General features: G+C 67.1%; 24 protein-coding genes. 16 read left to right on the top strand and 8 right to left on the bottom strand.

Annotated elements, in window-relative coordinates:
- Positions 1-59: 59 nt before the first annotated feature.
- The 4 genes from ACH49N_RS27340 to ACH49N_RS27325 form a co-directional block, all read right to left on the bottom strand.
- Positions 60-1,205 carry a fatty acid desaturase gene (locus tag ACH49N_RS27340; RefSeq protein WP_358275679.1) on the bottom strand — a complete coding sequence of 382 codons (1,146 nt, stop codon included), beginning with the start codon at positions 1,203-1,205 and terminating at the stop codon, positions 60-62.
- 43 nt (positions 1,206-1,248) lie between these two features.
- Positions 1,249-2,352 (bottom strand): NAD(P)-dependent alcohol dehydrogenase, encoded by a 1,104-nt coding sequence (locus ACH49N_RS27335; RefSeq protein WP_397504802.1) that lies wholly within the window; start codon positions 2,350-2,352, stop codon positions 1,249-1,251.
- Positions 2,353-2,356: 4 nt separating this feature from the next.
- Entirely contained in the window at positions 2,357-3,835 is a 1,479-nt protein-coding gene (locus ACH49N_RS27330; protein WP_358275676.1) for an aldehyde dehydrogenase, read from the bottom strand.
- A 257-nt stretch (positions 3,836-4,092) separates the two neighbouring features.
- Positions 4,093-4,518, bottom strand: coding sequence for a hypothetical protein (locus ACH49N_RS27325; RefSeq protein WP_397504801.1), 426 nt, complete (start codon positions 4,516-4,518; stop codon positions 4,093-4,095).
- A 33-nt stretch (positions 4,519-4,551) separates the two neighbouring features.
- On the opposite strand from ACH49N_RS27325, the gene ACH49N_RS27320 reads away from it, so the two are divergent.
- Positions 4,552-4,707, top strand: coding sequence for a hypothetical protein (locus ACH49N_RS27320; protein ID WP_397504800.1), 156 nt, complete (start codon positions 4,552-4,554; stop codon positions 4,705-4,707).
- A gap of 156 nt (positions 4,708-4,863) precedes the next feature.
- Here the strand turns inward: ACH49N_RS27320 and ACH49N_RS27315 are convergent, their stop codons facing one another.
- Both ACH49N_RS27315 and ACH49N_RS27310 read right to left on the bottom strand, forming a co-directional pair.
- Positions 4,864-6,471 carry an FAD-dependent oxidoreductase gene (locus ACH49N_RS27315; RefSeq protein ID WP_358275670.1) on the bottom strand — a complete coding sequence of 536 codons (1,608 nt, stop codon included), beginning with the start codon at positions 6,469-6,471 and terminating at the stop codon, positions 4,864-4,866.
- 52 nt (positions 6,472-6,523) lie between these two features.
- Complete coding sequence (locus ACH49N_RS27310; protein WP_358275668.1) at positions 6,524-7,159, bottom strand: MarR family transcriptional regulator; 636 nt, start codon at positions 7,157-7,159, stop codon at positions 6,524-6,526.
- 135 nt (positions 7,160-7,294) lie between these two features.
- Here ACH49N_RS27310 and ACH49N_RS27305 point away from each other — a divergent pair, with 135 nt between their 5' ends.
- The 12 genes from ACH49N_RS27305 (at position 7,295) to ACH49N_RS27250 (ending at position 18,817) form a co-directional block, all read left to right on the top strand.
- On the top strand, positions 7,295-8,365 hold the full coding sequence (locus tag ACH49N_RS27305; RefSeq protein ID WP_358275667.1) for an extradiol ring-cleavage dioxygenase: 1,071 nt from the start codon (positions 7,295-7,297) through the stop codon (positions 8,363-8,365).
- A 55-nt stretch (positions 8,366-8,420) separates the two neighbouring features.
- Positions 8,421-9,470, top strand: a complete 1,050-nt coding sequence (locus ACH49N_RS27300) for an amidohydrolase family protein (RefSeq protein ID WP_358275665.1) — start codon at positions 8,421-8,423, stop codon at positions 9,468-9,470.
- A gap of 61 nt (positions 9,471-9,531) precedes the next feature.
- The gene (locus ACH49N_RS27295) at positions 9,532-10,500 is read left to right on the top strand and encodes an acetaldehyde dehydrogenase (acetylating) (protein WP_358275663.1); all 969 of its coding nucleotides are present in this window, start codon (positions 9,532-9,534) and stop codon (positions 10,498-10,500) included.
- Positions 10,497-11,540, top strand: a complete 1,044-nt coding sequence (gene dmpG, locus ACH49N_RS27290) for a 4-hydroxy-2-oxovalerate aldolase (RefSeq protein ID WP_358275661.1) — start codon at positions 10,497-10,499, stop codon at positions 11,538-11,540. Before ACH49N_RS27295 ends, dmpG begins: the two co-directional genes overlap by 4 nt.
- A gap of 1 nt (position 11,541) precedes the next feature.
- A complete protein-coding gene (locus ACH49N_RS27285; protein WP_358275659.1) occupies positions 11,542-12,390 on the top strand; it encodes an alpha/beta hydrolase in 849 nt (282 codons plus the stop codon).
- Between the two features lie 43 nt (positions 12,391-12,433).
- Positions 12,434-13,501 carry a 2Fe-2S iron-sulfur cluster binding domain-containing protein gene (locus tag ACH49N_RS27280; protein ID WP_358275657.1) on the top strand — a complete coding sequence of 356 codons (1,068 nt, stop codon included), beginning with the start codon at positions 12,434-12,436 and terminating at the stop codon, positions 13,499-13,501.
- 75 nt (positions 13,502-13,576) lie between these two features.
- A complete protein-coding gene (locus tag ACH49N_RS27275; protein WP_358275655.1) occupies positions 13,577-14,377 on the top strand; it encodes a fumarylacetoacetate hydrolase family protein in 801 nt (266 codons plus the stop codon).
- A 331-nt stretch (positions 14,378-14,708) separates the two neighbouring features.
- Positions 14,709-15,512, top strand: a complete 804-nt coding sequence (locus tag ACH49N_RS27270) for a fumarylacetoacetate hydrolase family protein (RefSeq protein ID WP_358275730.1) — start codon at positions 14,709-14,711, stop codon at positions 15,510-15,512.
- Complete coding sequence (locus tag ACH49N_RS27265; RefSeq protein ID WP_397504799.1) at positions 15,509-15,730, top strand: 2-hydroxymuconate tautomerase; 222 nt, start codon at positions 15,509-15,511, stop codon at positions 15,728-15,730. Before ACH49N_RS27270 ends, ACH49N_RS27265 begins: the two co-directional genes overlap by 4 nt.
- Positions 15,731-15,735: 5 nt before the next feature.
- Positions 15,736-17,172: an aldehyde dehydrogenase gene (locus ACH49N_RS27260; RefSeq protein ID WP_358275653.1), complete on the top strand. Its 1,437-nt coding sequence runs from the start codon at positions 15,736-15,738 to the stop codon at positions 17,170-17,172.
- An 852-nt stretch (positions 17,173-18,024) separates the two neighbouring features.
- Positions 18,025-18,429: a hypothetical protein gene (locus ACH49N_RS27255; RefSeq protein ID WP_358275651.1), complete on the top strand. Its 405-nt coding sequence runs from the start codon at positions 18,025-18,027 to the stop codon at positions 18,427-18,429.
- A gap of 157 nt (positions 18,430-18,586) precedes the next feature.
- Positions 18,587-18,817, top strand: coding sequence for a hypothetical protein (locus ACH49N_RS27250; RefSeq protein WP_358275649.1), 231 nt, complete (start codon positions 18,587-18,589; stop codon positions 18,815-18,817).
- A 607-nt stretch (positions 18,818-19,424) separates the two neighbouring features.
- On the opposite strand, the gene ACH49N_RS27245 is transcribed toward ACH49N_RS27250, so the two are convergent.
- Both ACH49N_RS27245 and ACH49N_RS27240 read right to left on the bottom strand, forming a co-directional pair.
- Positions 19,425-19,595, bottom strand: coding sequence for a hypothetical protein (locus tag ACH49N_RS27245; RefSeq protein ID WP_358275648.1), 171 nt, complete (start codon positions 19,593-19,595; stop codon positions 19,425-19,427).
- 447 nt (positions 19,596-20,042) lie between these two features.
- Positions 20,043-20,246 (bottom strand): hypothetical protein, encoded by a 204-nt coding sequence (locus ACH49N_RS27240; RefSeq protein WP_358275646.1) that lies wholly within the window; start codon positions 20,244-20,246, stop codon positions 20,043-20,045.
- A gap of 90 nt (positions 20,247-20,336) precedes the next feature.
- On the opposite strand from ACH49N_RS27240, the gene ACH49N_RS27235 reads away from it, so the two are divergent.
- The 3 genes from ACH49N_RS27235 (at position 20,337) to ACH49N_RS27225 (ending at position 21,721) form a co-directional block, all read left to right on the top strand.
- A complete protein-coding gene (locus ACH49N_RS27235) occupies positions 20,337-20,594 on the top strand; it encodes a hypothetical protein (protein ID WP_358275645.1) in 258 nt (85 codons plus the stop codon).
- Between the two features lie 99 nt (positions 20,595-20,693).
- Positions 20,694-21,248, top strand: a complete 555-nt coding sequence (locus tag ACH49N_RS27230; RefSeq protein WP_358275643.1) for a transposase — start codon at positions 20,694-20,696, stop codon at positions 21,246-21,248.
- Positions 21,245-21,721, top strand: coding sequence for a transposase (locus tag ACH49N_RS27225; protein ID WP_358275641.1), 477 nt, complete (start codon positions 21,245-21,247; stop codon positions 21,719-21,721). Before ACH49N_RS27230 ends, ACH49N_RS27225 begins: the two co-directional genes overlap by 4 nt.
- The last annotated feature ends 1,210 nt before the right edge of the window (positions 21,722-22,931 follow it).

Here is a 22,931-nt window from a genome sequence, read left to right as displayed (position 1 = left end):
CCGCAGTAGGTGACGGGGGGTTTGGGTGCTCGACCGCGACCGCGCACGGTGCTGCGCTCTTAGGCGGCGCCGCGTCCGGCGTGCCGGTCGGTCGATGCGTTGTGCCATTGCGGCCAGCCGGCTTTGCGGTTGGCCGCCATCGCCAGTTCCTTCTCGGCCGGGGAGGCGAAGTGCTCGTCCCAGTGCCGCAGCCGCGGCTTGGCGATTTTTGCTTCCCACAATGGCGGCACCAGGGCGCACACGAAACACAGGAACGCGCTGGGCATCTGCGCGCCGTCCGGGCGCGGCTTCAACTCGTGGTACTTGTAGCGGCTGTCGAAGTGGTGCTCGATGTGGGTGGTGATCTCCATGCCCAACGGGCGGATGATGGCGCCGAGGTGGTTCCAGGCGTGGTGGATCCGGATGGGCGAGCCGGGCACGCGTGCCATGCCGTAATGCTGCAGGTAGTTGAATCCTTCGGCGAGCAGCTTTGAAAACACCATGGCTCCGGCGGCCACGGCCAGCCCGCGGGGCCCGGCGACGGCGTAGACCGCGGCGCCGAGCGCGGCCAGCAGGCCGATTTCGACATAGACGGCGTTCTTCGGGTGAAACACCGACATGTCCCGTTTGCGCAGCGAGGTCAGCGAGGTGACGACGCCGTCCTTCCAGGCGCCGTAGGACGCCTGCCACATGAACGCGTAGATCGTCTGGCCGCGCCGCGGTGTGTCGCTGTCGACCTCGGTGCACAAGTCGAGGTGGTGGGTGAGCTTGTGGCCGACGTCGCGGTTGGGATCCAGGAAGACGGTGCTGTAGACCTTGGCCACAGCGCGCGGGAACAGCGAACGCCGGTGCATCAGTTCGTGCGCGATCGGCAGGTTGGGCACCGCGCCGATCCACCCGACCGACAGCACCATGCCGACGACTCCGGCGGCGCCGACGGTGCCGCCGGGCAGCGCCACCGCGGTGTGCCCGGTCCAGGCGCCCAGCCGCAGCGCGAACAGTGTCCACAGCGCGACCATCAGCGGCAGGTGCAGATACAACGGCACCTCGGCCAGCCAGGGCGCGCGGATGTTGCGGATCTTGTGGTCGGCTGGCAAGACGATGTCGAGCAGCATCAGTATGGGGAAGGTGGCGATGCCGGCCCACACCCAGCCGCCGCCCAGCCACAGCCCGACCACGGCCACCCCGACAACCAGGCTGACCACGTAGTAGCGCAGAGTATCCATTGCTTTCACTTTCTCAGGGTCGGAGGCACGTCAGGCGTGCGGGTCAGTACAGCACCACCGGTTTGATCGCGCGGCCTGTTTCGGCGTCCTCGATGGCGGTGTTGATCTCGGAAAACGGGTAACGCTCGATGATCTTGTCGAAGGGGAACCGGCCCCGCAGGAACAGCTCCACCAGGCGCGGGATAAACAGGGCGGGCACGGTGTCGCCTTCTACGATGCCTTTGACCGTGCGCCCGAACAGCAGGTGCATCAGATCCAGCGACACCTCCTGGCCGACCGCGTTGGCGCCGACCAGACCGGCGGTGCCGCCGATGTTGAGCGCGGTGACGGCCTGGCGCAGGGTGGCCGGTAGGCCGACGGCGTCCAGCGCGAAGTCCGCCCCGCCGCGGGTGATGGCCTGAATCTGTTCGACGGTGTCATCGGCGGCCCGTACCGCGTGGGTGGCGCCCAACTCGACCGCGGTGTCCAGTCGCGACGCGTTCAGGTCGACCGCGATGATAGGGTCACAGCCGGCGATGACCGCGGCCATGACCGCGGCCAGCCCGACACCGCCGGCGCCGAACACCACGATGCTGCTGCCCGCGGGTGGGGCCAGCGCGCTCAGCACCGCGCCCGCCCCGGTCTGCAGGCCGCATCCCAGCGGGCCGAGTAGTTCCAGCGGCGCCTCGGTGGGAACCTTGACCGCGCCGCGTTGCGGCACGATCACGTGGTTGCTGAACGAGGACTGGCCGAAGAAGTGGGCGTTGAGTTCGGCGCCGGTGCTGTCGCGGTAGGCCGTGGAGCCGTCGGCGCGGCGGCCACCGAAGTTCAGCGCAGTGAAGGAGTCGCAATTCATCGGGTGTCCGCGCAAACAGTTGCGGCACGCGCTGCACGACACCGGGGCCAGCACAACATGATCGCCCGGTGCGAGCCCGTGCACCTGGGAACCGACCGCCTCCACCACCCCGGCGCCTTCGTGCCCCAGGATCGCCGGCGGCCCGGGGGGCAGCACCTGGTCGCGCACGATGATGTCGGTGTGGCAGATGCCGCTGGCCACGGTGCGCACCAGCACCTCCTCAGCGCGCGGCTCACCGAGTTCGACGTCTTCGATCTGCAGCGGCCCACCTTTGGCGCGGACCACGGCCGCTCTGCTGGTTGTCATCACCATCTCCTCACGCCTCGTTCTGGGTGGCGGATGCGGCGGGGTCCAGATAGATCGACTGCTGCTGCTCGTAGGCGGCGAGTCCTTCCGGTCCCAGTTCGCGGCCCATGCCGCTGGCCTTGACCCCACCGAACGGCGCGGTCGGGTCGGGCAGGTAGTTGTTGATGCCGATCGTGCCGGTCTGGACCCGACGGGCCACCTGCACCGCCCGCTCAGGGTCGCTGGTCCAGATGGTGCCACCCAGGCCGTAGTCGGAGTCGTTGGCGATCCGCACCGCCTCCTCGACATCCGCGTACGGGATCAGCGACAACACCGGGCCGAAGATCTCCTCACGCGCCACCGAGAAACCGTTGTCCACGTCGGCGAACACCGTCGGCTCGACGAACCACCCCTTGTCCAGCTGCGACGGCCGACCGCCGCCCACGGTCACCGTGGCGCCCTCGGCGCGTCCCTGGGCGATGAAGCCCTCGACGTGCGCGCGGTGCTTGGCGCTGGCCATCGGGCCGATCTGGGTGTCGGGATCGAGCGCGTCGCCGACGGTCAGGCTCTCGACGAAGCTGGTGACGGTGTCCACGATCTGGGTGTAGCGGCTGCGCGGCGCCAGGATCCGGGTGGACAGGTAGCAAGTCTGGCCGTTGTTGAGCAGGGTCGCGCCGAACAGGTTCTGCGCGACGGCCCCTAGATCGAGATCGGCGTCGTCGAGGATGATCGCCGCGGATTTGCCGCCCAGCTCCAGGGTGACCGGGCGCAGCAGCCGCCCGCACGTTTCGCCGATCTGGCGGCCGGCGGCGGTCGATCCGGTGAAGGCGACTTTGTCGACCCCGGGATGGGAGACCAGATACGCGCCGACGTCGCGGCCGCCGGTGACGATGTTGACCACACCGGCCGGCAGCTCGGCCTCTTCTATGGCCTCGGCCAGCAGATAGCTGTCGAGCACCGTCTCCGGAGAGGGCTTGATGACAACGGTGCAGCCCGCCGCCAACGCCGGCGCGTACTTGAAGGCGGCCAGTGTCTGTGGGAAGTTCCACGGCACAATCGCGCCCACCACGCCGATCGGCTCGCGCCGCACCAGGGTGGTCCCCCCGAACAAACCTGGACGCCTCTCCTCGGGTTCACGGTCGGCCACCATGCCCGCGTAATAGCGCAACAGGGTGGCCGGAAACACCCCTTCCAGCTGTTGAGACACCGCGATCGGCATGCCGTTTTGGCTGCTGACTCGCTGCGCGATCTCCTGCGAGCGCTTGTCCAGGGCGGTGGCCAGGCTCTGCAGCGCCTCGGCGCGCCGCGCCGGTTCCCACCGCGACCAGCCCGTCGGGTCGTCGAACGCCGTCCGCGCCGCCGCGACCGCCGCGTCGACGTCTGCCCGACTGGCTTCGGGTACCTGCCCTAGCGGCTCTTCGGTGCTGGCCGACACCACCGTGATCGGCTTGTTCTCGGCCGGCGGCACCCACTGACCACCGATGAACAGCGCATCATACGCCAACGTCATCTCGTCTCCTTTGACCAATGAAGCAGGGACCCCGCATACCCCCGATATGGAGTGTGCGACAGCTCACAGTAAAAGCAGCTTAAGGTTACAACACCGGATAGTCAACTATCAAAACTAAAAGGGGATGGTCGGTACTCGGCAAGAGTGGGGCGCCGGGAAACGATCGACCTGTGTGATGGCCGATGTCGCGAGCACAGGACCGTGCAAGGCCGCCGCCCCGGCTCGCGGGCGGGCGGCGGCCAGAACGGTGGTGTGGTTCAGATTCTGGCGGCGGCGAGCGCTTCGGCGAGGTGAACGTATTTGATCCGGGGTCGTGCGGTCTCGGCGCCGCGCTTTTGCTCGGCGGTGTTGATCGCCTGCCAGCCTTGCCAGTCCACTGCTTCGACTCCCCGCCTGCTCAGCAGCTGCGGCAGTGCGTCACGGTCGGCGAGATCGCGGTCGAGCAGGCCCGCGTCGAAGTCCTCCCACAGCTGTGCCACGGTTTGTTCGGCGCAGCCGCGGTTGGTCCCGATGACGCCGCGGGGTCCCCGTTTGAGCCAGCCGGTGACGTAGCTTGCCGGCACGGGCCGGCCGTGCTGGTCGTGGTCGAGGATTCGACCGTGGTCGTTGGGCACCCGGGCGGTGACCGTGTCGAACGGGACACCGGGGATGGGGGCGCTGCGGTAGCCGATCGAGCGCAGCACCAGCGTGGTGTCGATGATCTCCGTCTGGCCGCTGTGCCGCTGGATTCGCAGGCCCTGGACGCGGCCCTCACCGAGGAACTCGACCGGGGAGACCCCTACAGATCGTCGCTGTCGATGACGATGTCGATGCCCTCGATGGTGGTCAGGGCGAGGAACTCGGCCACCGAGAAAGGTTACAACACCGGATAGTCAACTATCAAAACTAAAAGGGGATGGTCGGTACTCGGCAAGAGTGGGGCGCCGGGAAACGATCGACCTGTGTGATGGCCGATGTCGCGAGCACAGGACCGTGCAAGGCCGCCGCCCCGGCTCGCGGGCGGGCGGCGGCCAGAACGGTGGTGTGGTTCAGATTCTGGCGGCGGCGAGCGCTTCGGCGAGGTGAACGTATTTGATCCGGGGTCGTGCGGTCTCGGCGCCGCGCTTTTGCTCGGCGGTGTTGATCGCCTGCCAGCCTTGCCAGTCCACTGCTTCGACTCCCCGCCTGCTCAGCAGCTGCGGCAGTGCGTCACGGTCGGCGAGATCGCGGTCGAGCAGGCCCGCGTCGAAGTCCTCCCACAGCTGTGCCACGGTTTGTTCGGCGCAGCCGCGGTTGGTCCCGATGACGCCGCGGGGTCCCCGTTTGAGCCAGCCGGTGACGTAGCTTGCCGGCACGGGCCGGCCGTGCTGGTCGTGGTCGAGGATTCGACCGTGGTCGTTGGGCACCCGGGCGGTGACCGTGTCGAACGGGACACCGGGGATGGGGGCGCTGCGGTAGCCGATCGAGCGCAGCACCAGCGTGGTGTCGATGATCTCCGTCTGGCCGCTGTGCCGCTGGATTCGCAGGCCCTGGACGCGGCCCTCACCGAGGAACTCGACCGGGGAGACCCCGAACCGGAACACGATCTTCTTGTTGGCGGGATTCGGTGTGCGCTGGGCGCACTCGCGGGCGATTTCCAATTTGAGGGTGCGGTCGAGATCGTCGTCGGGCTGCGCGCACAGATCGTCGCTGTCGATGACGATGTCGATGCCCTCGATGGTGGTCAGGGCGAGGAACTCGGCCACCGAGAACGCCGCGTCCCGCGGTCCCCTGCGCGCCAGGATCACCACTTCCCCAATCCGGCTGGCCGCCAAGTCGTCCAACGCGTGCTGGGCGATGTCGGTGCGGGCCAGCTCATCGGGGCCGGTCAGCAGGATGCGGGCCATGTCCAACGCCACGTTGCCGTTGCCGATGACCACCGCCCGCGGGCCGGACAGGTCGAAGACCGCGCCGGCGTGATCGGGGTGGCCGTTGTACCAGCCGACGAACTCGGCGGCGGCGTGACTGCCCGCCATCTCCTCACCCGCGAGCCCGAGGTCCGCGCTGGTGGCCGCTCCGGTGGCGTATATGACGGCGTGATGGTGTTCGAGCAGCTCCTGGTGGGTGAGGTCGCGGCCGACCTCGACGTTGAAGTGGCATCGCAGGCGGGGATGCGCCAGTGCGGTGTCGAACAGCTCGGCGGCGGCCTTGGTGTGCTGATGATCGGGGGCCACCCCGGCGCGCAGCAGTCCGTAGGGCGTCGGTAGCCGGTCGAACATATCGACCTCCACGCCGGCGATGCGGGTCAACTCCCCGGCGGCGTAACAGCCGGCGGGGCCGCAGCCCACGATCGCCACGCGCAGCGCACCGGGCCGTACCGGGGGGTGGTCACGGCGCGGGGCCGGCTGATCGCCCGCCAGGGGATGTTCCCGGAAGTAGCGGGCGTTGATGTCACGGAACCGCAGCTGCTGCGGCGGCAACTCGTCTTCGTGGTAGATGGCGCCGACCGGGCATTGCTGGACGCATGCACCGCAATCGATGCACGCCGCCGGATCAATGTAGAGCATGTCGGCGGCGGTGGCCTCCCCCGGCGCGGGAACCGGCGAGATGCAATCCACCGGGCATACCGACACACAGCTGGTGTCCTTGCAGCAGCTCTGGGTGATCACATACGCCATAACAGGGCCTTTCCAGGAAATCGTTTCGGCTAGGGGGTCGGTGCGGCGACGGTCAGCGCCCGGAGGGCGGCGGCACCGGTACCACGGCACCCTCGAGCACGTGGCCTTGGCCGTTGTTGTTGACCGCGGCCAGCGGCGGGGTCGGGGACGGGCACGGAGGGGCCGCTTCGACCGAGGCCCGCAGCCGGTCCAGCAGCTGCGCCAGCTGGCGTAGCTCATCGCTGGTCAACCCGCTGGTCAGCGCCTGCAGGTAGCGCCAATGGTGGGGCAGGAACTGCGCCAGAAACGCCTCGGCGGCCGGGGTGATCTCGACCAGAAACGACCGCCGGTCGCCGGGGTTGAGCACCCGCTGCACCAGCGACCGCCGCGCGAGCGTGTCGATCAGCCCGGTGAGGTTGGCGCGCCGAACCGACAGCAACTCGGCCAGCTCACCCATCGTGACCGGCCCCTGCGCCCTGTGCAACGCGCTGAGCGCCTGAAACTGGCTCAAGGTGAGTTTGTGCGGACCCAGCTCGGCCGCGTGCGTGCGGTCCACCGCCGCCACCGCGCGGTAAAGCAGCAACATCACCGTCAACGACTCCGGGTCGAAATCGTCACCGGCTTCACGGGCGCTGCGGGCGACCTGTTCGGCCACCGACAACCGAAACGGGTCATCTTTGCCCGCCTCTCCTGATGATCTCGCGCTCACTGCACTCCCTGAGGTGAAAGCCGTCCGCCGACCCTAACACGATGCGTATTGACCGAGATATTTATATCACTGTACTATCAATCGCCAAGAGGATCTACTCGGTTCGAGCTGCACGACGACGACAGGAGGCTGGTCATGGGTGAGGTGCTGGGAATCGGATTGTCGCATTATCCGCCGCTGAGTGGCCGTGACGAGGACATGGCCGGCCTGCTGCGCAAGGCCCTCCAGGATCCGGGCATTCCCGCCGCGGAGAAGGATCCAGCGAATTGGCCGGAGTTAATGCGGCGGGAGTGGGGTTCCGACGAAGGGCGGTCGGCCGCCGCGGCTCATCGTGCCTCCCTGGTCGCCGGTTTCGAGCGTGCCCGCAACGCCCTCGACGAATTCGCTCCAGACGTGGTGCTGATCTGGGGCGATGACCAGTACGAGAATTTCCGCGAGGACATCATTCCCCCGTTCTCGGTGCAGGCCTACGACGACATGGAAGTCCGGCCCTGGGCGCACGCTGATCACTCCTCGGACATGGTCGACCGCCCCAACGTGTGGGGCGAGGCCGCCGACACGGCGGTGTTCAAGGTCCGGGGCCGCCGAGACGTGGCCAAGCACCTGGTGAGTTCGTTGCTCGAACGCGGCATCGACGCCGCCTACGCGTATCAGCCGCTGCACCATCCGGGCCTGCCCCACGCGTTCCTCAACGCCATCCTCTATCTCGATTACCACCGCACGGGTTTCGACTATCCCGTCATCCCGTTTCCCATCAATTGTTACGGGCGCCGGGTCATCAGCTATCAGGGGTTTGCCAGCCGGGTCGACGACATCCGGGAACTCGATCCGCCCTCGCCGCATCCGGCCCGGATGATGGCCGTCGGCGCGGCGGTCGGCCAGATCATGGCCGAGTCGCCGTGGCGGGTGGCGTTGGTGGCTTCGTCGAGCTGGTCACATGCCTTCTTGTGTGACAAGACCTGGCGGTTGCGGCCCGACACGGCCACCGACCGGCACCTGTACCAGCGACTCACCGCCGGTGATGTCGACGCGTGGCGTGCGGTGTCGGTGACCGATCTGGAGGAATCGGGCCAGCAGGAACTGCTCAACTGGTTCCCGCTTCTGGGAGCCATGGAAGCACTCGGAACTCCGAGACCGTCCTGGACAGAGTTCGTCGAGACCGACGTGTTCAATTCCAACAAGGTCTTCGCCCTTTACCATCCCTGACCCGGCCCACTACCCCACCATGGGGTCGCATAACAGTTACGAGGAATCGAGTGTGATGGCACAGCCGACGGTGCGGTCGGAGCGGCTCGCGGGTCTTGCCCCGGGAATGATCGATTTTCACACCCACGCGATCGACCCCGATCTGCCCGACGTGGGGGCCACGCACGCCGGGCGCTTTCCCCGGGTCGAGCGCACCGGTGAACGCAGCGCCCAGATTGTCCTCGGTGACCGGGTGTATCGCAGCATCGACGACACCTGCTGGTCGACGGCGGCGCGGATCTGCGATATGGATCGTGAAGGCATCGCCGTGCAGGTTCTTTCCCCGATCCCGGTGACGTTGTGCCATGACCAGCCCGCGCCCGGAGCCGCGGAATTGGCGCGCGTCCAGAACGACTTTCTGGCCGCCATGGTCGCTGCGGCGCCACGCCGATTCGTGGCCCTCGGCGCGGTTCCGATGCAAGACCCAGCACTCGCCGTCACGGAACTGACCCGGTGCGTGACCGAGCTCGGATTCGTCGGCGTCGAGATCGGCACCCGCGTGGGGGAACTCGAACTCACCGATGACCAGTTCACGCCGTTCTTCGACGCCGCGTCGTCACTGTCTGCGGTGATCTTCATTCACCCGGTCGACCGCGACCTTGATCCGCGTGCGACCAAGCTGGGGTTGGCGTTCGGCTTGGGCATGCCCACCGAAACCGCGGCCGCCGGCGCTGCGCTGCTGTCCTCCGGCGTCGTGCAGGCCGCGCCCGCAGCGCGCATCGTCCTTGCGCACGGAGCGGGTGCGCTTCCCGCCCTGCTGCCACGTCTGGACCGCGGGCAACATCTGACAACCGCCGCCGAAACCGGCGGGCCGATCTCTCAGACGGCGCGCCGGTTGTGGTGCGATTCGTTGACCTATGACGACGCGAGCCTGCGACTGGCGGTGCACCGCTTCGGTGACGACCACGTTGTGCTGGGCACCGACTACCCCTTCGCGGCGCGCGAACAACCCGCCGGCGCTGTCCTCGCGCATCTCGAGTCACATCTGCGGCAACGCATCGGCACCACCAACGCCTGCGCCCTGTGTGTGGGTCGGACCACCCGAACTGTGACGGCTGGGACGTGACAACGCTCGCCACCTCACCGAGCCGACACCCGCACTGCGGGCCTGGGAAAGGACATTCAGGATGACCACCAAAGTCGCGATCATCGGATCCGGCAACATCGGCACCGATCTGATGTTCAAGGTCAAACGGACGTCAGCCGTGCTGGATGTCGCCGCCCTCGTCGGCGTCGATCCGGACTCCGATGGTCTGGCACGGGCCCGCCGCCTGGGCATCCCGACCACCTCCGACGGGGTCGCCGGCCTGATCGGTATGCCGCATTTCGATGACATCGACATCGTCTTCGATGCGACGTCGGCCAAAGCGCATATCGCCAACGCCGAGGCGCTGGCCCCCTATGGCCGCCGGCTCATCGACCTCACTCCGGCGGCGATCGGTCCGTTCACGGTGCCGCCGGTCAATCTCGAGCAGCACCTCGACGCCCCGAACGTCAATATGGTCACCTGCGGCGGGCAGGCCACCATCCCGATCGTGGCCGCCGTCGCCCGGGTCACCGCGGTGTACTACGCCGAGATCGTGGCCTCGATCGCCTCGAAGTCAGCCGGGCCGGGCACCCGCGCCAATATCGACGAATTCACCGAGACCACCTCCGCGGCGATCGAACTCGTCGGCGGCGCGCAGCGCGGTAAAGCGATCATTGTTCTCAATCCCGCCGAGCCGCCGCTGATCATGCGCGACACCGTGTTGTGCCTGACCGACCGCCTCGATTCGGGGATGCGGGACAAGATCTGCGCATCCATCGACGAGATGGTGGCCGAGGTCGCCGGCTACGTTCCCGGCTACCGCCTCAAACAGCAGGTGCAGTTCAGCGACCGCACGGCATCCGATGATGTGCGCACACTCAACCCGGACCTGCAGCCGGCCGACCGGACCCAGGTCAGCGTCTTCCTGGAGGTCGAAGGCGCGGCCCATTACCTGCCCGCCTACGCCGGCAACCTCGACATCATGACATCGGCCGCGTTGCGGGTGGCCGAACGCCTCGCCGCCGTCGAACTCACCAACCGTATCCAGCCAACGGAAGGCCTCCGATGACAGCATTCACCGACCCGGACGGCGGACCCCGGGTGTACATCCAGGACGTCACGTTGCGCGATGGCATGCACGCCGTGCGGCACCGCTACACCCTCGAGCAGGTCAGCGCGATCGCCGCCGCCCTCGACGCGGCCGGCGTGGACGCCATCGAGATCGGACACGGCGACGGGCTGGCCGGCACCAGCCTGACCTACGGGCCCGGGGCACACACCGACGCCGAGTGGATCGGCGCGGTGAGCGGCGCGGTCAAGCGTGCCCGCGTGACCACCCTGCTCGTCCCCGGCATCGGCACCATCAGCCAGCTCGAGCGCGCCCACGACCTCGGCGTCACCTCGGTCCGGGTCGCCACCCACGCCACCGAGGGAGACGTCGCCGCCCAACACATCGCCAAGGCCCGCGACCTGGGCATGGACGTGTCCGGGTTCTTGATGATGAGCCACATGGCGGCACCGGATGCGCTGGCTGCGCAGGCCAAGCTGATGGAATCCTACGGCGCCCACTGCGTCTACGTCACCGACTCGGGCGGGCGGCTGACCATGCACGGAGTCCGCGACCGGGTACGGGCCTACCGCGACATCCTGCAACCCGGCACCGAACTGGGCATCCACGCCCACCAGAACCTCTCCCTGGCCGTGGCCAATTCCGTTGTCGCCGTGGAAAACGGTGTCACCCGCGTGGACGCCTCGCTGGCCGGGATGGGCGCCGGCGCCGGCAACTGCCCCATTGAACCGTTGATCGCCGTGGCCAACATCTTGGGCTGGCGCCACCGCTGCGACCTGTTCGCCCTACAAGACGCCGCCGACGATCTGGTGCGGCCCCTGCAAGACCGGCCCGTTCAAGTGGACCGCGAAACCCTCACCCTCGGCTACGCCGGGGTGTACTCCAGCTTCCTGCGCCACGCCGAACACGCCGCATCGACATACCGCCTCGACACCCGCGACATCCTGCTCGAAGTCGGTCGCCGCGGGCTAGTCGGCGGACAAGAAGACATGATCGTCGACGTCGCCCTCGACCTCGCACGCCAGAACGGACAACCCTGAGATGACCGCCAACACCGACACCACCAACCCCGCCATCGGCGCCACCGTCGACGCCGGCGCAATCAGGACCAACTATCTGGCCGCCGGCGACCCCGCCGCCGCACCCGTGGTGCTGTTGCACGGCTCCGGCCCGGGCGTGTCGGCCTACGCCAACTGGCGACTGACCATCCCCGCCCTGGCCGCAGCCCACCACGTCCTAGCGCCTGACCTCGTCGGTTTCGGCTACACCCAACGCCCCGACGGGCACGACTACACCATGGACAACTGGATCGCCCACATCGAGGCATTTCTCGACACGCTCGGACTGACGTCGTATGCATTGGTGGGCAACAGCTTCGGCGGTGCGCTGGCGCTGCGCATCGCCACCCGACATCCCGACCAGGTGCAGCGGTTGGTGCTGATGGGCAGCGCCGGGATCCCCTTCCCGATCACCGAGGGCCTCGACGCGGTGTGGGGCTATCAGCCTTCAGTGCCGGCGATGCACCAGGTGTTGGACTTCTTCGCCTACAACCGCGACCTGATGACCGACGACCTGGCGGCCGCGCGCTATCAAGCCAGCGTGCAACCGGGCTTCCACGAGTCCTACGCGGCGATGTTCCCCGCGCCCCGCCAGCGCTGGCTCGACGCGATGATCACCGACGACGACGCCATCCGTCACATCCCGTGTCCAACTCTGATCGTGCACGGCCGCGAAGACCAGGTCATCCCGCCTGACACCTCGCGGCGACTGTTCGAGCTGATCCCCAACGCCGAACTGCACATGTTCGGAAAATGCGGGCACTGGACCCAAATCGAACACGCTGCGTCCTTCAACCGTCTGGTCGCGGCGTTCCTGGCCAACGAGCAATAACCCACCCGCCAACCCCAGGCCACTGCCCCGAGGACAACCCCCCATGAAACTCTTCTCCCGCAGCAACAGTCAGGGACCACGCACCGCCACCATTGCCGGCACCAACAAAGCATTCGAGGTGCCGGGCAAAGACTCCATCCTCAACGAGGCCCTGGCTGCCGGCATCCCGTTCCCGCACAGCTGCACCGTCGGCACCTGCGGAACCTGCAAATCCAAACTCGTTCACGGCAGAGTCCGCGAAATCGTCGATTCCGCCATCGCCCTGACCGCGCAAGAACTGCGCGACGGCTACATCCTGCCCTGCCAGAGCATCGCTCGCACCTCCATCGAACTCGACGTCGCCGGGCTCGCGGACATGCCCGAACACCCCCTGGTCCACACCGACGCGGTGATCAGCGCGCACCGCGCCCTCACCCACGACATCGCCGAGATCGTCGTGACGCTCGACCACGACCTGGAATACACCGCCGGCCAGTACGCCGAACTACGGATGGACGGCCTGACCGGCCCCCGGTCATACTCCTTCGCCACCGCCCCCGACGACACCGACCGGCGCCGCGCCACCTTTTACGTCCGCCACGTGCCAGGAGGGCAATTCAGCGACTGGCTGTTCGACACCGGCAGGGAAGGCGCCCGACTGCAATTGGCCGGCCCGTTCGGCGACCTCTGGCTACGCCCCGCTGAGCAGCCCCTGCTCTTCGTCGCCGGCGGCAGCGGGCTGGCACCGATCAAGGCGCTGCTCGAAGACGCCGCCCGCCGGGGCTGTGCGCGTCAAGCGGTCCTGCTGTTCGGGGCGCGGACGCAACGCGACCTATACTGCCTGGCCGAAATAGAGGACCTGCGCCGAAACTGGAACGCGGAATTCGAATTCCGCGCCGTCCTGTCCGAGGAGCCACCGGAATCGACCTGGACCGGTGCCCGTGGAATGGTCACCGACGCCGTGCACAAGCTGCCCGGCCAGTTCCTGCACGACAGCCACGTATACACCTGCGGCCCGCCGGCGATGATCGACGCACTCGAAACCGCTATCGGCGAGATCCGCACCGACATCGAGCATTTCTACGCCGACCGGTTCACCACCCGCTACCCCGGGATCGCGCAAACGGTGTGACCCGTGCCTATCGGCGCACAACACCAACAGGGCGGCAAGCCCCGCCGCCAACGACCACCACAAGCGAGGCGCACGATGACGACCGAGGCCCGATCCCGCGCGATCGACCTACTGCTGACCGCCTATCGCAGCGGCGAGCCGATCGAGCCGTTGACCGACCACTTTCCCGAGCTGACCGTCGACGACGCGTACGCCATTCAGGTGGGCCAGGTGCAGCGGTGGCTGTCCGAAGGCGCGTCGATCAAGGGCCACAAGGTCGGCTTGAGCTCCGCGGTCATGCAGCGCCAGATCGGGGTCGATCAGCCCGACTTCGGTCACCTCACCGACACCATGTTCTTTCTTGAATCCCAGCCGATCGACTCGTCGGCGTTCCTCGCGCCCAAGGTGGAGCCCGAGATCGCGTTCGTACTCGGCAAGCCGCTGGCCGGGCCGGGAGTCACAGTCGCCGAGGCGATGGCCGCGGTGGCGTTCGTAACCCCGGCGCTGGAGATCATCGACTCCCGGATCCGGGACTGGAAGATCAAGCTGGTCGACACCGTCGCCGACAACGCCTCCTCGGGCGCGGTGGTGCTGGGCAGCACCGGCGTTCCGCTGGCTCAGGTGGACGTCCGGTTGGTCGGCGGGGTGCTGCACCGCAACGGGGAACTCGTGGGCAGCGGCGCCGGCGGCGCGGTCCTGGGCTCGCCGCTCAACGCGCTGGTCTGGTTGGCCAACACCCTCGGACCGCGCGGAGTGGTACTCGAAGCCGGTCATGTGGTGCTGCCCGGCTCGGTCACAGCGGCGGTGCCGGTGACCGCGGGCGATGTGGTCACCGCCGTGTTCGGCGGGCTGGGCTCGGTCACGGCCAAATTCACAAACCACGGCGGGACTCGATGACCACCCCAAGTCATAGGTCGAGCACATTGTCCTCATCGCCGGTCAGTGCGGACAATCCCGACCCAAACGCACCGGCCACACTACGGCGACACCGGCACATCCACGGGAACCACACGTTCAGGGTGGTTCCGGCGAGCAGCCCTAGCGCCAGCTGCCGACGCGTGCCGTGTTGGCAGGGTGAAGCTTCCAACAACACCGCCCCCGGGCCGGAGTGTCTTTCCGTGTGCGCGCCACCGGACCACTACCCGTCGGCGGCAACATCTAGAGCGCAGATCACCACGGCGGCCATGGGCGTGCACGCGCTCCCCCGGAAGAAATGAGGTAGGTCGTGATGAACGAGGAAGGCCAGAGAATCGACGTATGGGATGTGGCGCGGGCGGCGGCGGTGCTGCTGGACGCGGAGGCCGCGCGTGTTGATCGCGGTCCGATCACTGCCGAGTGGCCTGAATTGGATCTGGCCACTGCTTACCAGGTGCAGGACGAGATCCTGTGCCGCAAAGTGGAATCGGGGCAGCACATCGTCGGAGTAAAGCTCGGGCTGACCTCGCGGGCCAAGCAGCGGCGCATGGGGGTGGATTCGCCGTCGACGGCGTGGCTGACCGATCGGATGGTGCTGACCGCCGGTGCGCCGCTGGTCGTCGAGCAGTTGATTCATCCGCGGGTGGAACCGGAGATCGTGTTCGTGCTCGGCGAGCGACTGGCCGGACCCGGCGTCACCGCGGCGCGGGCGATGCAGGCGGTATCCCATGTGTACGGCGGGCTGGAGGTCATCGACAGCCGCTATACCGATTTCAAGTTCACCCTGCCCGATGTGGTGGCCGATAACGCCTCCTCGGCGCGGTTCGTCGTCGGGGGCGTGGCCCGCCGGCCCGACGACATGGATCTTGCTTTGGAGGCGTGCCTACTGTCGGTGAACGGTGAAGTCGTCGACTCCGCCACCGGCGCCGCGGTGCAGGGCCATCCGGGGGAGGCATTGGCGTTGGCGGCCAACGCCCTGTCCAAGCGGCAGCAGGCGTTGGAGCCGGGCTGGGTGGTGCTGACCGGGGGGATGACCGATGCCGTGTTCGTCGAACCGGGCAGTACCGTCAGTGCCGACTTTTCCAACCTGGGTTCGGTCACGTTGAGGTGTCAATGATGCCGCTGGTGGAGATCACGCTCGCCGAGGGGCGCCGTCCCGAGCAGATCCGGGCGCTGCTCGCCGAGGTGCACACCGCGGTGCATCGGGCCATCGGCGCGCCGGAGACCAATATCCGGGTGGTAGTGCGCGAAGTCCCGGCCACGCACTGGTCGGCCGGTGGGGTGACCCTGGCCGAACGGGCCGCGACGACATCGACAACGACCAAGGAGGCTTAATCGGCATGGAGTTTTTCGGGCACATCATCGACGGGGCGGAGGTCAAATCGGCCTCCGGTGCGACGTTCGCCTCTATCGACCCCTACACCGGTCAGCAGTGGGCCGAGATCGCTTTGGGTGACGCCACCGATGCCGCCTACGCGGTGGCTGCGGCGCGGCGCGCCTTCGACGAAGGGCCGTGGCCGCGGATGGGCTACGACGGGCGGGGCCGCATCCTGCACCGGCTAGCCGACCTGATCGAGGCGCACGCCGACGAGCTGGGCATGGCCGACACCCGCGATATGGGCAAGCCGATCAGCCAAGCCCGCGGCAACGACGTGCCCCGCGCGGCGGCGAACATTCGGTTCTTCGCCGATCATGCGCGGCTGGCCACCGCTGAGGTGCTGCCCATGGACAGCGGCCACCACACCTACACCCGCTTCGAGCCGGCCGGGGTGGTTGCGGCCATCGCGCCGTGGAACTTCCCGCTGATGCTGGAGACCTGGAAGATCGCCCCGGCCTTGGCGTGGGGCAACACCGTGGTACTCAAACCGGCCGAGGACACCCCGGTTTCGGCCACGATTCTCGGGCGGCTTGCGCTCGAAGCCGGTATGCCGCCGGGGGTGCTCAATGTAGTGCACGGCTACGGACCCGACTCTGTTGGGCAGGCGCTCACCGAGCACCCCGATGTCGACCGGATCACCTTCACCGGTGAATCGGGCACCGGCCGGATCATCGCCCAGGCGGCAGCCGGCAACCTGACACCGGTCAGCTTGGAACTCGGCGGCAAAGGCGCCAACGTGGTGTTCGCCGACGCCGACCTCGACGTCGCCGTCGAGTGGTCCATCAAGGCGATTTTCACCAACACCGGCCAGGTGTGTCTGGCGGGATCGCGGCTATACGTGCAGCGCGACATCTACGACGAATTCCTGCGGCGGTTCACCCAAGCCGCGCAGGCGATGGTGGTCGGCGACCCGAAGGACGAGGCCACCCAGATCGGGCCGCTGGCCTCCCAGGAGCACTACCACAAAGTGCGCGGCTACATCGACACCATTGAGTCCGAAGGCGGCTCCATCCTCACCGGTGGCCCCGGCGACGGCTGGGGCGTGCTGCCCACCATCGTGACCGGACTGGGCCAGCAGGCCCGCTGCAGCCGCGAGGAGATTTTCGGCCCGGTGGCGGTGGTGATCCCGTTTGACACCGAGGCCGAGGCGATCCGGCTGGCCAACGACACCCGCTACGGCCTGAACGCGATGCTGTTCACCGACAACGTGCACCGCGCCCACCGGGTCTCCGCGGCGCTGCGGGCCGGCACCGTATGGGTCAACTGCTTTTTCATCCGCGACCTGCGCGCACCCTTCGGCGGGGTCGGCGACTCGGGCATCGGCCGCGAAGGCGGCACCTTCAGCCGCGAATTCTTCACCGAACCCAAGGCCGTAGTCATGCAAATCCAGCCCGGCTGAGCCCGGCCGGCGGCGCGATGCTCCGACCCATCGCCCAGCCTGCCCCAAAACGAGAAATCACGCCTACCGAACCGTCCTGGACGAGACCGAACCGTCCTGGACGAGGTGGAGACTCCTGATCTGACAAGGAGAATGCCGGTATGCCTGCACCGAGAAAGTACGACGCCGAGACCCAGGACCGCGCCGTCCGGATGTATCGGGACCGGCGGGAGACAGCCGAGTGGGTTCGGTAAGTTCAACGCGGACCGGTTGCACTCGTCGATCGACTATCTCCCGCCGACCTGGTACGAGGCCCGCTATCGTGAACAGCGTCCCCCGGCTGCCTCAACCCCCGACGTGGCCTGAACCGGAGTCTCCACTCGATCCAGGGCGATTCAAAGAGCAACCCGAAGAAACGCGGTGCTGCGCTTGTCCCCGTGTCGGCCGGCGAAGCGCCAGATCTGTTGCCTGCTGGACGGGTTGACCAGGTCAGGGTTTGCCGCTGTGGTCGGCAAACTCCTACAGGGACGCACACCTGCACCGAGGATAAGAGCTCCGCGGTTGCCCGGCCCCGGTCGGTCAACCGGCTCGTAGCGGACCCGCCGAAATCGCTACGGAAATGCCAACTACGCTGTCCGTCAACGTCTCGATTCCTCGTCAACACAGTTGGCATTCCCAACAGGTCGCGTATGCCAACTCGATTGACAGCGGACAACAACACCAGCTGTGGTTCCTTCCGTTCCCGAGCATCGGAGCCGCCGAGACAACCCCACGTCAGGAAACTGTTTTAATGAGATCGGGTACCGGTTACGCCTCGTCTCAGATACAAAACCGAATACCCTGTTTCGAGGTATACCGAAGACGCCGAAGTCGGTGCCGCGACCGCTCCTCCTCCGCGCCGGGGCGGCGTCGGCGGTGATCGTCGCCGCGTGCCCCAGTGTGGTCACCGATGTATCGAAGCCTTGTCGAGAAGGGTGTGTACCGCCCGTCATCGGCGAAATCCGGCAGCGAGGAAGCGCAGCCGGGGGAACTACTGCGCAGCCGGGGGAACTACTGCGCAGCCGGGGGAACTACTGCGCAGCCGGGGAACTACTGCGCGGCAGGGCGGTGCAGACCGAGGCGAAGGGCCTCTCCGGCTCGTCGGGGTCCTCGATCAGTTCGTCGAGCTCGCCGAAGAATGCGCCCGTGCAGGACCCCGAAGAAGAGCCGGTGAGAGCGCGACGCAGGGAGGTCCTCGAGCGGGCGCAGCACCCCCAAGGGCCGGCGCTGAGCCAATGATCGAAGACCTGGTTTTCCGCCCCCGTCCGCATACCAGGTCGCCGAGGTGGCCACCCGCTACGCATTGTTCGGGTGCGATCACACTGTCGGTCACGTGAATGATTCTCGGTGAGCCTGCCAAGAATTTTGGTGGAAAGGCTTCCGAAAAGTACTGCGGATGTCTAACGTTCCTCGACACCGCCTCGTAGGGAGGTGGTGGTGGCCGGACTCCCTCGTTGCCATTTCTTCGGTACTGACTCACATTTCCGAGTTGTGGTGCTTCATCCGGGGGATCGGTCGCAACGTGACGGGGCTGATCGCCGGACCGGGCATCCCGACCTCGGTCCGGCGAAGCGCTCCCGAAGCGCAGAACGCCCCCACTCGCAAGGGGTGGGTGGGGGCGTTCTGAAAGCTGCCGGCACGGTGCTCACCTATGTGGCTCCGCCCGGGACGCGACCGCCCGGTCAGATCGGAGGTGGTGGGTATTTCCCCGAGTTCTCGCTCAGACTTCACCGTGGTCTCGTCCGGGGTTTCGGCTGGTCTGTCGCTTCATCGGCCGGCCTGTAACAGGCTCGACGGTCCTCGCCGATGAACTACCCGTGGGCGGTATTCAGCACCATCGACATGCCGCTGCCGTTGTCTCACCTCTCACCCCGATCCCTTAAGGACTCAGATCATGGACATTCTCGAGAGCCTCGTGCAGATCCTCGCCCTCCTCGCCCCGATGATGGGTGGTGGCGGAGGAACCGGATCGTTCGGTTCCTGACGTCGATTCGTCGACAGGAGGCTCACCGGCTGTTCGGTGGGCCTCCTGTCGTGTTCCCGGCCAAGCCTCGGCCATCGGGACCCCCCTCACCGCATGCACGTGGGGGGGTTCATAGTTGCCAAGGCCGACCGGATTAGGGGTGTTGCGGTGCCGGGTCCGGTCTGGCCGCGGTCAAATGAGGCACTTCGGGGCCGTCCGCCGGGCGCGGGGTGACTCGGGGCCGCCCCGGTGGCCACGAGTCAGGCCTGCCTCATCCGACCCGAGGACGGTATTCGGGGCGGCGGAGCAGCGCGCGCACGTACCCCGCTTCCGCCACCGAGGTCACCGCGTCGAGTCTGGCGAGTTCTGACGGTTCCGCAGTGTCGATGTCGAGATGCATTTGTTCGGCAATCCAGTGCCGAATCTCGTCGTGGGTAGTCATACGATCACCGCCTTCGCGTGTTGTACCCACCCGGTCTTGGGCGCAATCAGGCCTCGAATCCCATCGTCGGCGGGGGACGAGGGGCTACACACTTCCGCGCTGCACCGCCGCCCCCGCCTCATGAATTTCATAGTCCCGTCCTGACCTCTGCCCGATCGGGAATCCATGGCCTACACGGTGGTGATGGGCGATCGCGGCCACCCATGTGGTCAAGGCGGCAGTGGCCGGCGCATACACCCGAACGCCGTCCGGGCCGATGGTGTCGGCGCCGCCGACGAGGTAGGCCGGCCACCGTCGCCGCATGCGCCGGCAACGCCGCATGCGCCGGCAACGAGGTATATGCCACTGGGCGGTGCATCGCTCGAACCGCCGCCACGCCGACGCATAGGTGCGGCGGCTCATCGTCGCCGCCACTTCGCGGACCCCCGGGAAGCGGGCAGGTTCTGGTCAGCCACCAATCAACCGGCAGACCATGAACAACTTGATGCGGATCCACGGCAGCGACCGTCGTCGGTGCCCTCGGACCGAAACTCGGCCACCGACCGCCCGATCCACCCCGCCACCCGCCTCCGACAGGTCCGGGAACACTGCGGCGCCGGTAACAACAGCCGTGGGCAGCACACGGAGGCGTTGGCCCTGGTCGATCGTCATGCCGGGACGGTAGCGGCAGCCTCCGACCGGGACCGGTACTGACCGAAATTCCTTCGGCCGCGGCCGCCCTCGGACTATCGTCGAACCTCGATGGCGACCACATGGGACGAGGCAACGCTCACCGCGCTGCGGGTCGCGCTGTACGCCGACACGAGCGCGCTCGTGGACCTGGTGCGCGACCGACTGACCGACGAGATACTGCAGACAGTCGGCGACGCCCTCGTCACCGCGGTCCCGATCACCGAGGTGGTGCGCGGGAGGTGGCTGTCGAGATGCAACGAAGATTGGCAGGACACGCCGCTGCATATTGGCCGATCCCGGGCATGCCGTCTGCGCTCGTCAATGTAGGCGTGTCCCTTGATGCGATGTAGGAGCGGGGCCTCCCCGCTCTCGTGGTTCCCGGCGAATGCTGGGGGTGTCACTTCAAACACGACGGAGGAGGCCCCTATGAGCGAGTATGACGGAAAACAGGTCGTCGGGATCGATCTGCACCGGCAACGGTCGGTGATCGTCCGCCAGACGGCGGAGGGGGAACAGTTGTCGGCAGTACGCATCGTCAACGATCCGGTGGCGTTGGGCCTGCAGATCGAGAAGGCCGGCCCGAACCCCGAGGTCGTCCTCGAAGCCACTTACGGCTGGTACTGGGCCGTCGACACCCTCGAGGCGGCAGGTGCCACGGTCCACCTGGCGCACCCGCTGGGAGTCAAAGGGTTTCGGTACCGGAGAGTCAAGAACGACGTGTGTGACGCCGGTGATCTAGCGGACCTGCTGCGGATGAACCGACTGCCCGAAGCCTGGATCGCCCCGCCACCGGTGCGTGAGCTCCGCGAGCTGGTGCGCTATCGGGCCAAGCTCGTCGCACTACGCTCCGGACTCAAAGCGCAGGTACACGCCGTGCTCGCCAAGGCCGGCGTCCTGATCCCGGTGTCGGACCTGTTCGGTGTCGCCGGACGCACGAAGCTGGCCCGCGTGCCGCTCGGTGACCCTATGCCCAGCGCGTGATCTCGCTGCTCGAGCTCATCGATGTTCTCGATGCACACGAGGCCCGGTTCGTCGGACTGATCGCTGCCGAGTTGGGCGGTCACCGCGGTTACACGGCCATCCAGGAACTGCCCGGCGTCGGTCCCACCCTCGCCGCGGTGTTCGTCGCCGAGATCGGAGACGCGCACCGGTTTGCCGACTCCGCGCACCTGTGCTCGTGGGCCGGGTTGACCCCCAAGCACCGAGAATCCGATACGGTCGTGCACCGCGGTCACATCACCAAGCAGGGCTCCAAGTTGGTGCGGTGGGCGGCGGTCGAGGCCGTCCAACGACATCCGACGACGGCGAAGATCTCCGCCGACAAAGACCGCATCGAAGCCCGTCGCGGCAAGAACATCGCCAAGGTCGCCGCGGCCCGCAAGTTGCTCACGCTCGTCTACTACGGACTCCGCGACGGACATATCCGCGCCCTGGCCCGGGATCGGGCGGCATGAGCACCTCGGACGCAGCACGTGCGTGGCCGCTGTTTGTCATGACCCCCGGACGGCGTGGTCGCCCGCTTGATTGACCCCACGTGTTGTAACCGCACCGCTCCATGCCCGCGAGTGCCGGGCGAAGGGATGACCGGTAGCCGAGGAGCCTCGGCCTACCCCAACCCATGCATCATCAGTTGGAGACGAAAGCCTCAACCCCACATAGCCACCCGCGTCCACTGAATTCGACCACCCCCGGATTCTGCGCCGACTCGGGCCACCGTCAACGCCGTTCGTCCTCGCTACGCTCCGGGCGCTCCGCATTGACCCTGGCCCGCATTCGGCGCTGCCCGCATATGAGGTCGAACCGCTAAATCTCCAGCATTGACAGACCCCGCTCCTACAGGGATGACAGGGAATTAGCAGTAAATCTAACAAGAACCCGAACCCGAATGTGGCCGCATTCAGGCATTGATGCAGCTCAGACCTGAGAATTCCGTCGGAGTGTCAGTAGCGATTCCCGTTTCGATGTCAGGGGCCGAGTCAGACCTGGTATGGCAGCATCCGGCGCTGCTCTCCTCGACCAGGACGGATGCATCAATCTCTTCCTCCGCCCCATTCCCCAAGTCAACCTCAACGCCCCGGACCCCTGACATCGAGTGGGAAAATCCGCTGACGCAGATGGGGAAAAGCCCAGTTCACCCCACTGACATCCCGACGGGAAGTCTCAGTTGTTAAACAAGTGGGGTCAGCTTGTTAATCTTCGCTGCATCATCTCGACAACAAGCAACAGCTTCCATGGGCGGCTCCTACCCTACGCCCCGTAGCGGCTTACTTCCGCTTTGTGCGCGGTCGGTGACGAGAATTCCGCTTCCCGCGCCGTCTCCACCGAAACCGCACCTCAGCGCGTTTTTCACGGGAACGTGGCCGATACCGTGCTCGGTAGGGCGCGCGAACGTACCCGGGTTCGTCCCCGTGAGCTGCATGCGACCACCCCGGCCGAGCGGTGGGCGTGGCCGTTACGCTCTACGTGGCCACCTGGTCGGAATCGCCTGGGGTGTGTCGAGCGGTGTCCGTCCAGGCTGACCGGTGCTCCGACACCAGCCGGTACCGGCGGACCTGCTTGCGGGCCGCATCGGGCGACTGAGCCCGCCATGTCCTGGTCTGGGGATCCGCCCGGTGGCTCAGCCACGTAGAGCCGGAATTCCGGGACTGGGGACGAACTCCACCA

The organism is Rhodococcus sp. NPDC019647, from assembly GCF_044389235.1.
GTDB lineage: Bacteria > Actinomycetota > Actinomycetes > Mycobacteriales > Mycobacteriaceae > Rhodococcus_F > Rhodococcus_F oxybenzonivorans.
This window is presented reverse-complemented; position numbering and strand designations above follow the sequence as displayed.

Coding starts and splice junctions, on each gene's coding strand:
- ACH49N_RS27305 (WP_358275667.1), top strand. CDS start 7,295: ATGGGTGAGGTGCTGGGAATCGGATTGTCGCATTATCCGCCGCTGAGT.
- ACH49N_RS27235 (WP_358275645.1), top strand. CDS start 20,337: ATGGCGACCACATGGGACGAGGCAACGCTCACCGCGCTGCGGGTCGCG.
- ACH49N_RS27280 (WP_358275657.1), top strand. CDS start 12,434: ATGAAACTCTTCTCCCGCAGCAACAGTCAGGGACCACGCACCGCCACC.
- ACH49N_RS27230 (WP_358275643.1), top strand. CDS start 20,694: ATGAGCGAGTATGACGGAAAACAGGTCGTCGGGATCGATCTGCACCGG.
- ACH49N_RS27250 (WP_358275649.1), top strand. CDS start 18,587: ATGTCTAACGTTCCTCGACACCGCCTCGTAGGGAGGTGGTGGTGGCCG.
- ACH49N_RS27315 (WP_358275670.1), bottom strand. CDS start 6,471: ATGGCGTATGTGATCACCCAGAGCTGCTGCAAGGACACCAGCTGTGTG.
- ACH49N_RS27260 (WP_358275653.1), top strand. CDS start 15,736: ATGGAGTTTTTCGGGCACATCATCGACGGGGCGGAGGTCAAATCGGCC.
- ACH49N_RS27300 (WP_358275665.1), top strand. CDS start 8,421: ATGGCACAGCCGACGGTGCGGTCGGAGCGGCTCGCGGGTCTTGCCCCG.
- ACH49N_RS27285 (WP_358275659.1), top strand. CDS start 11,542: ATGACCGCCAACACCGACACCACCAACCCCGCCATCGGCGCCACCGTC.
- ACH49N_RS27335 (WP_397504802.1), bottom strand. CDS start 2,352: ATGGTGATGACAACCAGCAGAGCGGCCGTGGTCCGCGCCAAAGGTGGG.
- ACH49N_RS27245 (WP_358275648.1), bottom strand. CDS start 19,595: ATGACTACCCACGACGAGATTCGGCACTGGATTGCCGAACAAATGCAT.
- ACH49N_RS27330 (WP_358275676.1), bottom strand. CDS start 3,835: ATGACGTTGGCGTATGATGCGCTGTTCATCGGTGGTCAGTGGGTGCCG.
- ACH49N_RS27265 (WP_397504799.1), top strand. CDS start 15,509: ATGATGCCGCTGGTGGAGATCACGCTCGCCGAGGGGCGCCGTCCCGAG.
- ACH49N_RS27240 (WP_358275646.1), bottom strand. CDS start 20,246: ATGACGATCGACCAGGGCCAACGCCTCCGTGTGCTGCCCACGGCTGTT.
- ACH49N_RS27275 (WP_358275655.1), top strand. CDS start 13,577: ATGACGACCGAGGCCCGATCCCGCGCGATCGACCTACTGCTGACCGCC.
- dmpG (WP_358275661.1), top strand. CDS start 10,497: ATGACAGCATTCACCGACCCGGACGGCGGACCCCGGGTGTACATCCAG.
- ACH49N_RS27270 (WP_358275730.1), top strand. CDS start 14,709: ATGAACGAGGAAGGCCAGAGAATCGACGTATGGGATGTGGCGCGGGCG.
- ACH49N_RS27295 (WP_358275663.1), top strand. CDS start 9,532: ATGACCACCAAAGTCGCGATCATCGGATCCGGCAACATCGGCACCGAT.
- ACH49N_RS27340 (WP_358275679.1), bottom strand. CDS start 1,205: ATGGATACTCTGCGCTACTACGTGGTCAGCCTGGTTGTCGGGGTGGCC.